The 12322-nt window shown below is 42.8% G+C and carries 11 protein-coding genes, 5 tRNA genes and 1 pseudogene; 16 read left to right on the top strand and 1 reads right to left on the bottom strand.

The genetic code is table 11. The features are described 5' to 3' along the window. Nucleotides 1-31: 31 nt before the first annotated feature. Nucleotides 32-778 (bottom strand): annotated as a pseudogene (locus tag ACE5CV_RS07535) (DUF2723 domain-containing protein); the annotation flags it as partial. A gap of 214 nt (nucleotides 779-992) precedes the next feature. On the opposite strand from ACE5CV_RS07535, the gene ACE5CV_RS07540 reads away from it, so the two are divergent. From ACE5CV_RS07540 to ACE5CV_RS07615, 16 genes are all read left to right on the top strand, one after another. Next, nucleotides 993-1063: transfer RNA gene (locus ACE5CV_RS07540), tRNA-Gln, on the top strand. Between the two features lie 149 nt (nucleotides 1064-1212). Next, nucleotides 1213-2157 (top strand): ribose-phosphate pyrophosphokinase, encoded by a 945-nt coding sequence (locus ACE5CV_RS07545; RefSeq protein ID WP_374949558.1) that lies wholly within the window; start codon nucleotides 1213-1215, stop codon nucleotides 2155-2157. A 154-nt stretch (nucleotides 2158-2311) separates the two neighbouring features. Continuing rightward, nucleotides 2312-2890, top strand: a complete 579-nt coding sequence (locus ACE5CV_RS07550; protein WP_374949559.1) for a 50S ribosomal protein L25/general stress protein Ctc — start codon at nucleotides 2312-2314, stop codon at nucleotides 2888-2890. Nucleotides 2891-3019: 129 nt separating this feature from the next. After that, nucleotides 3020-3451 carry a four helix bundle protein gene (locus tag ACE5CV_RS07555; RefSeq protein ID WP_374949560.1) on the top strand — a complete coding sequence of 144 codons (432 nt, stop codon included), beginning with the start codon at nucleotides 3020-3022 and terminating at the stop codon, nucleotides 3449-3451. Then, nucleotides 3452-4012 carry an aminoacyl-tRNA hydrolase gene (gene pth / locus ACE5CV_RS07560; RefSeq protein WP_374949561.1) on the top strand — a complete coding sequence of 187 codons (561 nt, stop codon included), beginning with the start codon at nucleotides 3452-3454 and terminating at the stop codon, nucleotides 4010-4012. It abuts the gene before it with no gap. 99 nt (nucleotides 4013-4111) lie between these two features. Beyond that, entirely contained in the window at nucleotides 4112-6505 is a 2394-nt protein-coding gene (locus ACE5CV_RS07565; protein WP_374949562.1) for a TonB-dependent receptor domain-containing protein, read from the top strand. A gap of 12 nt (nucleotides 6506-6517) precedes the next feature. After that, nucleotides 6518-6865 carry a Spx/MgsR family RNA polymerase-binding regulatory protein gene (locus tag ACE5CV_RS07570; protein ID WP_374949563.1) on the top strand — a complete coding sequence of 116 codons (348 nt, stop codon included), beginning with the start codon at nucleotides 6518-6520 and terminating at the stop codon, nucleotides 6863-6865. A gap of 113 nt (nucleotides 6866-6978) precedes the next feature. Next, nucleotides 6979-8973, top strand: coding sequence for a M1 family metallopeptidase (locus ACE5CV_RS07575; protein WP_374949564.1), 1995 nt, complete (start codon nucleotides 6979-6981; stop codon nucleotides 8971-8973). Nucleotides 8974-9071: 98 nt separating this feature from the next. Next, complete coding sequence (locus ACE5CV_RS07580) at nucleotides 9072-9767, top strand: hypothetical protein (protein WP_374949565.1); 696 nt, start codon at nucleotides 9072-9074, stop codon at nucleotides 9765-9767. Nucleotides 9768-9906: 139 nt separating this feature from the next. Then, the gene (gene rpsU, locus ACE5CV_RS07585) at nucleotides 9907-10098 is read left to right on the top strand and encodes a 30S ribosomal protein S21 (RefSeq protein WP_128531938.1); all 192 of its coding nucleotides are present in this window, start codon (nucleotides 9907-9909) and stop codon (nucleotides 10096-10098) included. Between the two features lie 89 nt (nucleotides 10099-10187). Beyond that, nucleotides 10188-11099 carry a tyrosine-type recombinase/integrase gene (locus ACE5CV_RS07590; RefSeq protein WP_374949566.1) on the top strand — a complete coding sequence of 304 codons (912 nt, stop codon included), beginning with the start codon at nucleotides 10188-10190 and terminating at the stop codon, nucleotides 11097-11099. A gap of 13 nt (nucleotides 11100-11112) precedes the next feature. Continuing rightward, on the top strand, nucleotides 11113-11460 hold the full coding sequence (hpf, locus tag ACE5CV_RS07595; protein ID WP_374949567.1) for a ribosome hibernation-promoting factor, HPF/YfiA family: 348 nt from the start codon (nucleotides 11113-11115) through the stop codon (nucleotides 11458-11460). A gap of 244 nt (nucleotides 11461-11704) precedes the next feature. Further along, a tRNA-Thr gene (locus tag ACE5CV_RS07600) sits at nucleotides 11705-11777 on the top strand. A gap of 65 nt (nucleotides 11778-11842) precedes the next feature. Beyond that, a tRNA-Tyr gene (locus tag ACE5CV_RS07605) sits at nucleotides 11843-11923 on the top strand. An 89-nt stretch (nucleotides 11924-12012) separates the two neighbouring features. Next, nucleotides 12013-12085: transfer RNA gene (locus tag ACE5CV_RS07610), tRNA-Gly, on the top strand. A 97-nt stretch (nucleotides 12086-12182) separates the two neighbouring features. After that, nucleotides 12183-12254 (top strand) — tRNA-Thr (locus tag ACE5CV_RS07615). The last annotated feature ends 68 nt before the right edge of the window (nucleotides 12255-12322 follow it).

The following is a 12322-nucleotide window of genomic DNA, read 5'->3' on the forward strand; positions in this document are numbered from 1 at the left end:
CAAAGCCCAGGCCCTGGGTATTCACAAATCACCGATCTGAAATTGGTGGGCCCTTAACCGTAACCTGAATACCACCCCCCACGATTGGGGCAAGGGTGATAACACCTAAAATAAACGACCAGATGGTACCTTTTGTGGTAACATTGTTTGACTTACGGAAGTAAATAACCAGCGCAATGGCAGGTATAACCAATAGGTTTAACAAGTGGATACCAATGGAAAGGCCCATAATGTAAGCGATGAAAACGATCCATCTGTCGGCACGGGGCTCATCTGCATGTGCCTCCCATTTCAGGATAGCCCAAAAAACTACTGCTGTGCATAGCGATGATAATGCGTAGACCTCACTCTCAACTGCCGAAAACCAAAAGGTGTCTGAAAACGCGTAGGCAAGTGAACCCACCAAGCCCGAACCTATGATCAGAATAGTGTTAGCGCTGCTGATTTCTTCGCCTTGTTTAACCAGTAGTTTTTTAGCCAGTGCTGTGATGGTCCAGAAAAGGAAAAGGATAGTTGCCCCGCTGGCCAATGCCGACGACATGTTGGTGAAATAAGCCACCTTCATATTATTACCAAAAGAAAGTAAAGAAAACACTTTCCCTATCATGGTAAATAAGGGCGCACCCGGCTGGTGTGCTACCTGCAAGCGGTAAATACAAGCTATAAATTCGCCGCAGTCCCAAAAGCTGGTTGAAGGCTCAAGCGTAAGGATATAAGCTATTGATGCAATTATAAATGTGGCCCAGCCAAAAATATTATTGGTTTTATTGTAGTTCATCGGGTGATATACTGTATTACTCAGGTTTCAATCAGCCGAAAATAGCAAAAACATTAAGATGTTGAGACTAAACCACGCAAACCTTAACACTTTTTAACGTATACTTAACCGGCCGGTAATCCATTAAAATACTTTTTTAAATTTTGCTTTTGACTTGTGGAAAATCGTCTTATATTTGCATTCCTTTTCGGGGAGCTTGCAAACCAAAGGAGATTGCCTGATAGTATAATGGTAGTACGACGGTTTTTGGTACCGTTTGTCTAGGTTCGAATCCTGGTCGGGCAACAAAAAGGTTTCGGATTTCAAATTTTCAATTTCGTATTGATCGAATTGAAGATAAGAAATCCGAAGTTGTTTATACGGGGTTGGTTGCTATTATGGGGATGAGCAGTTAAGAAGCAATTCGAAATTGAAAATCCGAAATCCAAAAGAAGATGCCTTTACAGTTTAATACAGTTAAGCTATTTGCAGGTTCCGGTTCAAAGGAACTATCAAAAAACATTGCTGCATCTTACGGCCAGGAGCTTGGCGATGTAGTTGTATCGCGCTTTAGCGATGGCGAATTCCAGCCCCATTTTAATGAATCTATCCGTGGTTGCGATGTTTTTTTAATTCAAAGCACGCACCAGCCTACCGATAACCTGATGGAGTTGTTGATGATGATAGATGCTGCACGCCGAGCATCTGCCCATTACATCATCGCGGTTATCCCTTACTTTGGTTTGGCACGGCAGGACAGGAAAGATAAGCCGCGTGTTGCCATTGGCTCAAAACTGGTAGCAAATTTATTAGTGGCAGCAGGCATTAACCGTATCATGACGATGGACCTGCACGCTGCACAAATACAGGCATTTTTTGATGTACCGGTAGATCACCTGGATGCATCGATTATATTTGTACCGTATATAAAAAGCCTTGGTTTGGGTAACCTTACCATTGCATCGCCGGACATGGGCGGATCTTACAGGGCAAGGAGTTTTGCCAAGTTCTTTAATGCCGAAGTGGTAATTTGCGATAAACGCCGTAAGCGCGCAAATGAAATTGAAAGCATGACCATCATCGGGGATGTAACCGATCAGGACATTGTACTGATAGATGACATTTGCGATACAGCCGGTACGCTTGCGAAGGCAGCCGGTTTGATAATGGAGCGCGGTGCGCGCAGTGTAAGAGCAGTGTGTACGCACCCTGTATTATCGGGCAAGGCGTACGAAACTATTGAGAACTCGGCACTGGCGGAACTAATAGTTACAGATACAATACCGCTAAAGCATACGAGCCCTAAGATAAGGGTACTATCTACTGCCGAGCTTTTTGCCAAGGCAATAAGCAACGTAAACGAACACGGCTCGATAAGCCAGTTGTTTAAGGTAGATTAGCCCCACCTAAATCCTCCCCCGTTGGGAGGACTTAAACAAAGGCTAAATTAATAGAATAAAATTCTTGCTAAAGCCCCTCTCTACAGGAGGGGGGTTGGGGTGAGGCTAAAAATATCCATACCATGTTGGTGTGGCTTTGAATAATAAATAAATAATGAAATCAATTGCTATTAGCGGTTCTCCAAGAGAGAACGTAGGGAAAAGAGACGCTAAAGAACTGCGTTACCAGGGCTTAGTGCCTGCAGTACTTTACGGTGGGGCTACTCAAACCCACTTTTCAGTGTCCGCAGCTGATATGAGATCCGTAGTGTATACTCCGGTTGTTCATTTCATCGACCTTGAGATTGCTGGTGTTAACTCACAGGCTATTATTAAAGATATGCAGTTCCACCCGTTAACGGAGCAGCTTATCCACATCGACTTTTTATTGTTAGATGAAAACAAACCTATCACTATCGAGATCCCTGTAAAATTAACAGGTACATCGCCAGGTGTTAAAGTGGGTGGTAAATTAGTACAGAAATTACGTAAACTGCGCGTTAAAGCTTTGCCTAAAGATCACTTAGATAATATCGAAGTAAGCATCGAAGCTTTAGAGGTTGGTAAATCAGTTAAAGTAAGCGAAATAAACCTGCCTAACTTAACTATCACTAACGCTCAGGAAGATACAATTGTATCAGTAACCACTTCACGTGCATTACGTCAGGCTGAACAAGAAGCAGGTAAAAAATAATTCTCTTTAGAGACTTAGAAAGAGCGATGGGAAACCATCGCTTTTTTTTTGCTAATAGACGAAGGACAAAAGACTTAACTGTTGTCAAGCTGATAAAAAAGAGTGGCTTCATATCGATATTATTGCATCATGTTACGACACAATTTTAGGCAGTTGAGGATTTGGATTGATTCGGTCCAGTTAACAAAAGATATTTACCAACTTACACAAAAGTTTCCCAAAGAACATAAGTTCGGTTTGTCAAGCCAGTTGTATCGGGCGTCAGTATCAATTCCATCAAACATAGCGGAAGGTTCTGCTCGCAAAACAGATAAAGATTTCAGTCATTTTCTTACGATCAGTTTGGGTTCTGCTTTTGAACTGGAAACACAAATAGTTGTAGCGCAGCTCTGCGATATAGCGCCTGGATTTGATTACCCTGTATTGATATCAAGAATACAATCCTTACAAAAGCAGATCACCTCTTCAACAATTCCATTTCTTAGTCCGAACTTTTTATCGTCGTTGATTCGAGAAAAAATACCTTTATCTTTTGTCTCAAAGTTTATCTTTGCTCCCTAAATGAAATATTTAATAGTAGGTTTAGGGAACATCGGGCCGGAGTACGCTGATACGCGGCACAATATCGGCTTTATGGTGCTTGATGAATATGCCAAACAAGAAGGGGCAAAATTTTACAGCATGCGCCTGGCTTACTATACCGAAGTTAACTTAAAAGGGCGCACCCTGCACCTGATAAAGCCGACTACCTATATGAACCTGAGTGGTAAAGCGCTAAACCACTGGATGAAGGAGTTGAAGATTCCGGTAGAGAATGTGCTGGTGATCGTCGATGATATTGCCTTGCCATTAGGCACCCTGCGCCTTAAACCAAAGGGCAGCGCGGCCGGCCATAACGGGTTAAAACACATCGAAGCTACATTAGGCAATAACGAATATGCCCGCCTGCGTTTTGGCGTGAGCGATAATTACCCTAAAGGCCGCCAGGTAGATTACGTATTAAGCGGATTTGATGACGATGAAAAACCGGAGTTGCCTGCCCTGATAGACCGTTCCATAGAAATGGTGAAAAGCTTTGCCACTATTGGTACCGAGCTTACCATGACCAGGTTTAATAAGTAATAGTTTTGTTACCTAAGTTTTTAGTTAAAAATTGTTAAAAGACAATTTTAGGTGCAACGTTGTTATAACTTTACGTGTCTTATCACTAAAAGCACCTAAATGAAAACACGTCTACTTACAGTACTTGCCTGTATTTTATCTACATTAACTTTCGCACAAACTGCCCCGCAAACCATTACGGTGAAAGGTATCGTTATCGATTCGGCGGTTAATAAGCCACTTGGATACGCTACCATTGCAATTACTGATGCCGCAACCAATGCGCCTGTTAAAAGTATGCTTACAAAAGACGACGGTGTTTTTGAATTAGGCAAACTATCGCAAAAGGCGTACAAAATATCTATAATATATGTTGGGTACCGTACCAAAGTACTTAACATAGATGGTAAAAAAATAACCGACGATTTAGGCAAGATCAACCTTGCACCGGCCAGTAAACAGCTTAACGAGGTATCTGTTGTGGCAGCCAGGCCGTTGATGAAGCAAGAGGTCGACCGTATCAGCTACGATGTACTGGCCGACCCTGAAAGCAAAAGCCTTACCGCTTTAGATATGCTGCGCAAAGTGCCGCTACTATCTGTTGATGCTAACGATGCAATTAAACTTCGTGGCAGCGGCAATTATAAGATTTTATTGAATGGCAAGGAGTCGGCGCTGATGGCGCGCAACCCTGCCGATATTTTAAAGGCCATGCCGGGCACTAACATTGTTAAAATAGAGGTGATCACCACGCCGCCGGCTAAATACGATGCGGAAGGATTGGCAGGTATCATCAATATTATTACCGCAAAAAATGCCGATCAGGGTTACAACGGTTCTATAAACGCCAACTACAATTCGGTATGGGGATACCGTACCAATTTAAACCTTACCGTAAAAAAGGGCAAGGTTGGCTTAAATGCCTTTGGGGGTATAGGCAACCGAGGCGAGGTGTCTACACCGTTTACCAATGAAACGCGGTTTTTAAAACAGCCATCAACGATAATGCAAGAGGGAAGCCGTTTTAATGGTGGCAGCAACCGTTATGTAAGTACCGAACTAAGCTTTGAAGCCGACACCCTTAACTTGTTAACCGGTACGTTTAACTACTATAAAAACAACAACACATTTGGCGGCAGCCAGTTTACTATGCAGCAGGATAATGGGGTTGCTACCAATTACAACACAGTAAACAGGGGAGTAGGCGATTATCATGGTGCTGATTTTGGATTAAACTATCAGCTTGGCTTTAAACGCAATAAAAGCCAGCTGCTAACCGCATCTTATAAGTATAGCAATAATGGCAACAGTACCGATAATACGGTTAGCCCGGGCAACATTGCCGATTACCGCCAGTTTAACAACGCCGGTTCTAAAGAGCATACTTCACAGCTTGATTATGTACACCCGTTAAAAGACCTTACTGTAGAAGCAGGTGGTAAGATGATAAACAGAAATAACTTCAGTAATTTTAGGAATGATATCTTGGATGCGGTAACCGGTATGTACGTGAATGATCCTACGCAAACAAACGATTTTGACTACCGCCAGAACGTATACAGCATTTATAATTCGTACATGCTTAAGTTAGCCAAGTGGACGCTGAAAAGCGGCATACGCTTTGAACGGACGGATATTAACGCCAACTTCTCCTCGACCGATACCGATTTAAAACAGGCTTTCAACAACTTGGTGCCGTCGGTGTCTATCCAGCGCACTTTAACCGGCAGCACATTAACCTTCGGCTTTACCCAGCGTATCCAACGCCCGGGTATTTACCAGCTTAACCCGTTTGTAAACCGTACTAACCCGTTGTACATTACAGTTGGTAACCCGGCTTTGCGCCCCGCGGTGAACAATAATTTTGAGTTAAGCTACGGCAGGTTTACCAAAGGGTCGTTTAACCTGAGCACCAGCTACTCATTTGCAAACAATACCATACAAAATCTGGCGAGTGTAAACGGTAATGTCACTACAACCAGCTATGCAAACGTGGGTAAAAATAAAAACCTTGCGCTCGATTTGAATATGAGCATCCCGTTCACGACAAAGCTTAACTTAAATGTTAATGCCGAAATTCAGCAGGTGTGGCTAAAAGGTACTTATAATGGCGAGTTTTATACCAACAGCGGGCAGCAGGGCCATGTGTTTACCAATGCAAGCTATAAATTTGATGACGGTTTCCGTATTGGTACCAATGTTGGTTTTGATAGCCGCTACGTGTTACTGCAGGGTACAGACAATTACTACCTGGGTTATGGCGCAAACGTTTCTAAAGAGCTTTTTGGTAAAAAGGCCTCTATTTCTCTATACGTAAATGGTCCGTTCAGCAAGTACATCAAGCTCGACTTTCGTACCTCTACACAAGATTTTGAAACTACAAGCTACACCTATCAGATCTACCGTACTATTGGGCTAGGCTTTAACTACAAATTTGGTAAGCTTGACGGCAGTATCAAGAAAAATCAGCGCGGAATTAATAATGACGATACCAGCGGTGGCAGCAGAAATTAATAAATTTGCTGCATGAAAGTATACGGCATTACTAATTGCAACACGGTAAAAAAAGCGCTTGACTGGTTCAAGGCCAACAATATCGCTTACAATTTTCAGGATTTTAAAAAACTTGGCGTGAGCATGGGTAAACTGAACGAGTGGGATGCAAAAGCAGGTTACGAAAAGTTTATGAACAAGCAGGGGTTAACCTATAAACAGCTGGAGCCGGCAGTGAAGGAGGGTATTAAAACCAAAGGCGATGCACTGCAACTACTTCAACAAAAGACCAGCATGATCAAACGGCCCGTTATTGAAGATGGTGATTTTCTGTTTTTTGGTTTCGACGAGGGTGTATATGCAAAGCATTTTAATGTATAGCACCTGCAATTAATCATTACACTACTAATTATTGATATAAAGGTAACAAAGCGTTTACCCTGTTGGTACTGTAAATTAATTTGCGGTATACTTGCCCATTCAATTACTAAAACATGAAATTAAAACTGATAGCCGGCTTCTCACTGGCGTTTATGGGCTTGTATGGCAGCAGCCAGGCCCAGCAAACACAGGCAACCCCACCTGTATCTAACTACAATTATCACGATGCTTTTGCACCATTCTTTTACACCAAAAACGGGAGCGAATATCGTGCGGCTGATGGGCAGCAAGGGCCAAAATACTGGCAAAACCGAGCCGATTACCAGCTTACGGCAAGGTTAAACGATCAAACCAATGAGGTTGCCGGTGCCGAAGTACTTACTTATACCAACAACAGCCCGCAGCGTTTGGCTTTTTTATGGATGCAGCTGGATCAAAACCTTTTTAAGGCCGATTCACGCGGGTCGGCAATTATCCCGCCAACCGGTAGCCGTAACGGCACAGGTGGCCGCGGCGCGATGGCTGATGCTGGGTATAAAATTAAATCAGTAAAAATGATTGGCGCTAAAGGCGCTGCCCCTGTGGAGTTGAGATATATGATCAACGATACACGCATGCAGATCTTTTTACCGCAGGCAGTAGCAGCAAATGGCGGCCAGGTAAAGCTTAACATCGAGTACGCTTACATTGTGCCGGAGTACGGATCAGACCGTACGGGCATCCAGACAACAAAAAACGGTAAAATTTATACCGTAGCGCAATGGTATCCGCGTATGTATGTGTATGACGACGTTATGGGATGGAATGCACTGCCTTATACCGGGCCAAGCGAGTTTTACCTGGAGTACGGTGATTTTGACCTGAGCATTACCGCGCCGGCTAATCATATCGTTGTGGCCAGCGGCGAATTGCAAAATCCGTCGGAAGTTTATACTCCTGAGCAATTAAAGCGCTGGGCAACTGCCGAAAAAAGCGAAGCAACAGTGGTTATCCGCTCAGCTAATGAAGTTACCAGCGCGGCATCCCGCCCGACTGGTAAAAAAGAACTGACATGGAGATTCAAGATAAAAAACGCGCGTGATGCATCTTGGGCGTCATCTGCAGCATTTATTGTGGATGCGGCAAAAATGGATCTGCCAAGTGGCAAAAAATCTATCGCGATATCTGCCTATCCCGTAGAAAGCGATGGCAACGACGCATGGGGCCGCAGTACCGAATATGTAAAAAAATCGATCGAATACAATTCTCAAAAATGGTTTGAGTATCCTTATCCGGCAGCTACGGCAGTAGCGGGTGCAATAAGCGGCATGGAATATCCGGGCATTGTGTTTTGCGGGTCGCGTTCACGCAAAGGGCAGCTTTGGGGAGTAAATGACCATGAATTTGGCCATACCTGGTTCCCGATGATCGTTGGTTCTAACGAGCGTTTATATGGCTGGATGGATGAGGGTTTCAATACGTTCATCAACACCTTAACCACTGCCGATTTTAATAAAGGGGAGTATGCGCCAAAAAGCCCTGCCAATATGCAGATGATTGGCGGCCGTTTAACCAACCCAAACCTGGAGCCGGTTATGAGCAATCCCGAAAATCTGAAAGAAGCTAACAACGGCACCCTGCTTTATTTTAAGCCGGGCACAGGCTTAACTTTGCTGCGCGAACAGATCTTAGGCCCGGAGCGTTTCGACTTTGCATTTAAAACCTACATAGCCCGGTGGGCATTTAAACATCCTACGCCTGACGACTTTTTCCGTACGATGGAAAACGCAAGCGGCGAAAGCCTGCAATGGTTTTGGAGAGGCTGGTTTGTAAATAACTGGCGCCTGGACGTTGCTGTAGATGGTGTAAAATACGTCAGCAACGATCCGTCTAAAGGTTCATTGATATCGGTTACCAATATGGAAAAAATGGCTATGCCAACCATTTTGGATATCAAATACATCAGCGGTAAAACTGAACGTATTAAATTGCCGGTGGAGATTTGGGAACGTAATAAAACCTTTGTGGTAAAGCATGCCTCGACAGAAGAAATAGAATCTGTTACCTATGACCCTGATAAGGTGCTACCTGACTTTAATCCCGACAATAACGTTTGGAAAAAACAATAACCTTAAAACCCGGCACCAGCCGGGTTTTTTGTTGCCTTAAATGTTAAATTGCAAACTATACCAGCCCGCATGGGTTAATGGAGTATATACTTGCAGCCATGTTAAAAAGACTTTTCGTTATTGCCGTTATATTGTTTTCCGCTGGGTTTGCCCACGCGCAAAACGTGCTTAAAGGAACCGTTTATGAGGATAAGAGCAACATAAAACTTACCAATGTTTTTATCAAAAATATCAACAACAAACAAATTACCATTACCGATAAAGATGGCAACTTTAGCATTAAAGCGGCTACCGGCAACACCATCGTGTTTGATTCGCCGGGACATGTGCCCGATACCCTTTACCTTATTGACATGCTCTCTAGGCGTATAGATATGGTTTCAAAGGTGATCAACCTGGGCCAGGTAAATGTTACTGCTACCCGTGCACCATTTAACCCAAGGGTTGAATATGCTGATGTTTATGAAAAAAGTAAGGTTTACGCCTTTTCGCCCTCAACCTGGTTTAGCAAAGAGGGTAAAGACGCCCGTCGATTAAAACGCTATTTTAAAACTGAAGCAGAAGAGCGCCATGTAGATGCAGTATTCAGTCCCGTTTACGTGGGCAGTATTGTTCCGTTAAAAGGCAAGGAATTGCTGAATTTTATTTCACTGTATCGCCCCTCGTATGCCTTTTTACGCAGCAACAATGCCGAATCAATTGTAGCGTACATTAATGATAGTTACAAAAAGTATCAGGCCTTACCTCCGGATAAACGCCAGTTACCTGCCTTAGCCGCACCAGATACCAATTAGGGTTTGTGACCCTTTGTAACCGCAAATCCATGTCAGTGGCATCATGTGAAATTATAGCAGATAATTATTTAAGATATTGTATTTCAGAATATAAAAGATTTCTCTACCTTTGACGTCCCTGAAAGGAGGTATTTGGGATATGATCATAATTAACGTAAAAGACGGAGAATCATTAGATAAGGCATTAAAACGCTTTAAAAAGAAATTCGAGAAAACCGGAGTTTTAAGAGAGCTGCGTAGTCGTCAGGCTTTTGAAAAAAAATCTATCACTCGCAGGCATGAAATTAAACATGCTATCTATAAACAGAATATGAATATCGAGACTGTATAATTCTTTTTAACAAAAGAATTATCAGATTTTCTCGTCACCATAGTAAAACTATTTGTACATTCAATTTATTGGGTGTGTAAATAGTTTTTATGTTTTTAGACAAGTTCCTACAGTACATCAAATTCGAGAAGAGGTACTCGCCTCACACTGTATCAGCTTACCAGTCGGACCTTGACCAGTTCCTGCTGCATCTAAACCCGCCCGATGCCCAGCCAGCCGTAACCAGCCCTGCAGACATTACCCATCACGACATCCGCAACTGGATGGTGCAACTGATGGATAACGGTGTTTCTGCCCGGTCTGTCACCCGTAAAATTGCCACGCTGCGTAAGTACTTTAAGTTTTTATTGCAGGAAGGGGATATAACTGTTAACCCAACTTCGCGCATTACCGCACCTAAAGTCCCTAAATATCTACCGGTTGTGGTTGACGGCGATAAGCTTACAGGGATGCTTGGCGGCGCGCTTGACGGTGACGAAAAGATATTTGCCGATAACTTTGAAGGGACCCGCGATAAACTGATCATTGAAATGTTATTTGGTACCGGCATGCGCCTGGCCGAAATGTTGGGTGTACAGGAAAACGACATTGATTTTTACGAAAACACGATCAAAGTTTTAGGTAAACGCAACAAGCAGAGGATCATACCCCTAAACAGTGAGCTGGTGCAACTGTTAAAGCGTTACCTGGAGGTTAAGAAAAGTGAAAAATTTAATAACAATTCGTTAACCTTAGTCGTTACAAATAAAGGAGCTGATGCATATCCTAAGCTCATTTATAACACTGTGCACAACTATTTATCTAACATATCAACCCAGCGTAAAAAGAGCCCGCACGTGCTAAGGCACACATTTGCAACAAGTTTGCTAAATAAAGGTGCGGATTTGAACGCCATTAAAGAGCTTTTGGGCCATGCTAATTTAAGCGCAACCCAAATTTATACCCACAATTCAGTTGAACGTTTAAAGTCTATTTACAAACAAGCCCATCCAAAGGGTTAAAACAGGAGGAAAAATGAAAATTACAGTGCAATCTATTCACTTTACAGCAGACGTTAAATTGCTGGACTTTATTCAAAAGAAGGTTGATAAACTGGAAACGTTTTTTGACCACATTATCAGTGGTGAAGTTTATTTGAAATTGGAGAACGTTGGCGACGAGGCCAATAAAATAAGTGAGATAAAACTGTTGCTGCCCGGCAACCAAATATTTGCGAAGGAAAAGTGTAAAACCTTTGAAGAAGCCACAGACCTGGCTGTTGAAAGCCTTCGTAAGCAGATAGAGAAACATAAAACCAAAAAATCAATAGCCGCCGAAGCTGCTAAAAAAGCAGCCTTAGTATCGGAAGAGGAAGATTTTTAGGCACATAGATATAGAGTTGTACAAGCTCAAATCGGCAGGTTTAAAGCCTGCCGATTTTTTTTGGAAAAAAATTTTGCACAGCTTTAAATTTTTGTAGATTTGCAATCCCTTTCAGAGAGGTCTTAATCGCCACTCGTATATGGAGGGAATGGTTCTTTAAAATAAAAAAATAATAGCGCAAAATTAATTTGCAGCCGTTTCTTGGGTTTCGCCACGGCGTACTTAAGTAAGGCAAACAATTAAAGCCTCCTTAGCTCAGCTGGTAGAGCGACTGACTTGTAATCAGTAGGTCATTGGTTCGATCCCGATAGGAGGCTCTGTTTTTTTCGGAGGAGTGATATTTAGCTTCAACTTTGGATATTATAAATCCGAAATCAACAATGGGGGGATACCAGAGCGGTCAAATGGGGCGGACTGTAAATCCGCTGCTTCGGCTACGAAGGTTCGAATCCTTCTCCCCCCACTTTTTTAATTAGTGAGTTAGTGAATCAGTGGATTTTGAATGGTTTTTTTACCAGTCATTCACTGGGTCAGTAATTCACTACTTATTTTGCGGAAGTAGCTCAGTTGGTAGAGCGATAGCCTTCCAAGCTATAGGTCGCGAGTTCGAACCTCGTCTTCCGCTCGGTTGGTTCAGTGGTTGCTTAGTTCATTTGTTCATTTGTGCTAAGCAGGTAATACCGATGAACTACAAAACGAGTGAACCAATGAACTAAACATTAGCCGACGTAGCTCAGGGGTAGAGCACTTCCTTGGTAAGGAAGAGGTCATGGGTTCAAATCCCATTGTTGGCTCATAATTGAAAGATTATAATTTTAAAAAATAAATTAACCTACAAACAAATATAAATCATGGCAAAAGA

Source organism: Mucilaginibacter sp. (assembly GCF_964263795.1).
Classification (GTDB): Bacteria; Bacteroidota; Bacteroidia; order Sphingobacteriales; family Sphingobacteriaceae; genus Mucilaginibacter.

Coding starts and splice junctions, on each gene's coding strand:
- ACE5CV_RS07545 (WP_374949558.1), top strand. CDS start 1,213: ATGCCTTTACAGTTTAATACAGTTAAGCTATTTGCAGGTTCCGGTTCA.
- ACE5CV_RS07550 (WP_374949559.1), top strand. CDS start 2,312: ATGAAATCAATTGCTATTAGCGGTTCTCCAAGAGAGAACGTAGGGAAA.
- ACE5CV_RS07555 (WP_374949560.1), top strand. CDS start 3,020: ATGTTACGACACAATTTTAGGCAGTTGAGGATTTGGATTGATTCGGTC.
- pth (WP_374949561.1), top strand. CDS start 3,452: ATGAAATATTTAATAGTAGGTTTAGGGAACATCGGGCCGGAGTACGCT.
- ACE5CV_RS07565 (WP_374949562.1), top strand. CDS start 4,112: ATGAAAACACGTCTACTTACAGTACTTGCCTGTATTTTATCTACATTA.
- ACE5CV_RS07570 (WP_374949563.1), top strand. CDS start 6,518: ATGAAAGTATACGGCATTACTAATTGCAACACGGTAAAAAAAGCGCTT.
- ACE5CV_RS07575 (WP_374949564.1), top strand. CDS start 6,979: ATGAAATTAAAACTGATAGCCGGCTTCTCACTGGCGTTTATGGGCTTG.
- ACE5CV_RS07580 (WP_374949565.1), top strand. CDS start 9,072: ATGTTAAAAAGACTTTTCGTTATTGCCGTTATATTGTTTTCCGCTGGG.
- rpsU (WP_128531938.1), top strand. CDS start 9,907: ATGATCATAATTAACGTAAAAGACGGAGAATCATTAGATAAGGCATTA.
- ACE5CV_RS07590 (WP_374949566.1), top strand. CDS start 10,188: ATGTTTTTAGACAAGTTCCTACAGTACATCAAATTCGAGAAGAGGTAC.
- hpf (WP_374949567.1), top strand. CDS start 11,113: ATGAAAATTACAGTGCAATCTATTCACTTTACAGCAGACGTTAAATTG.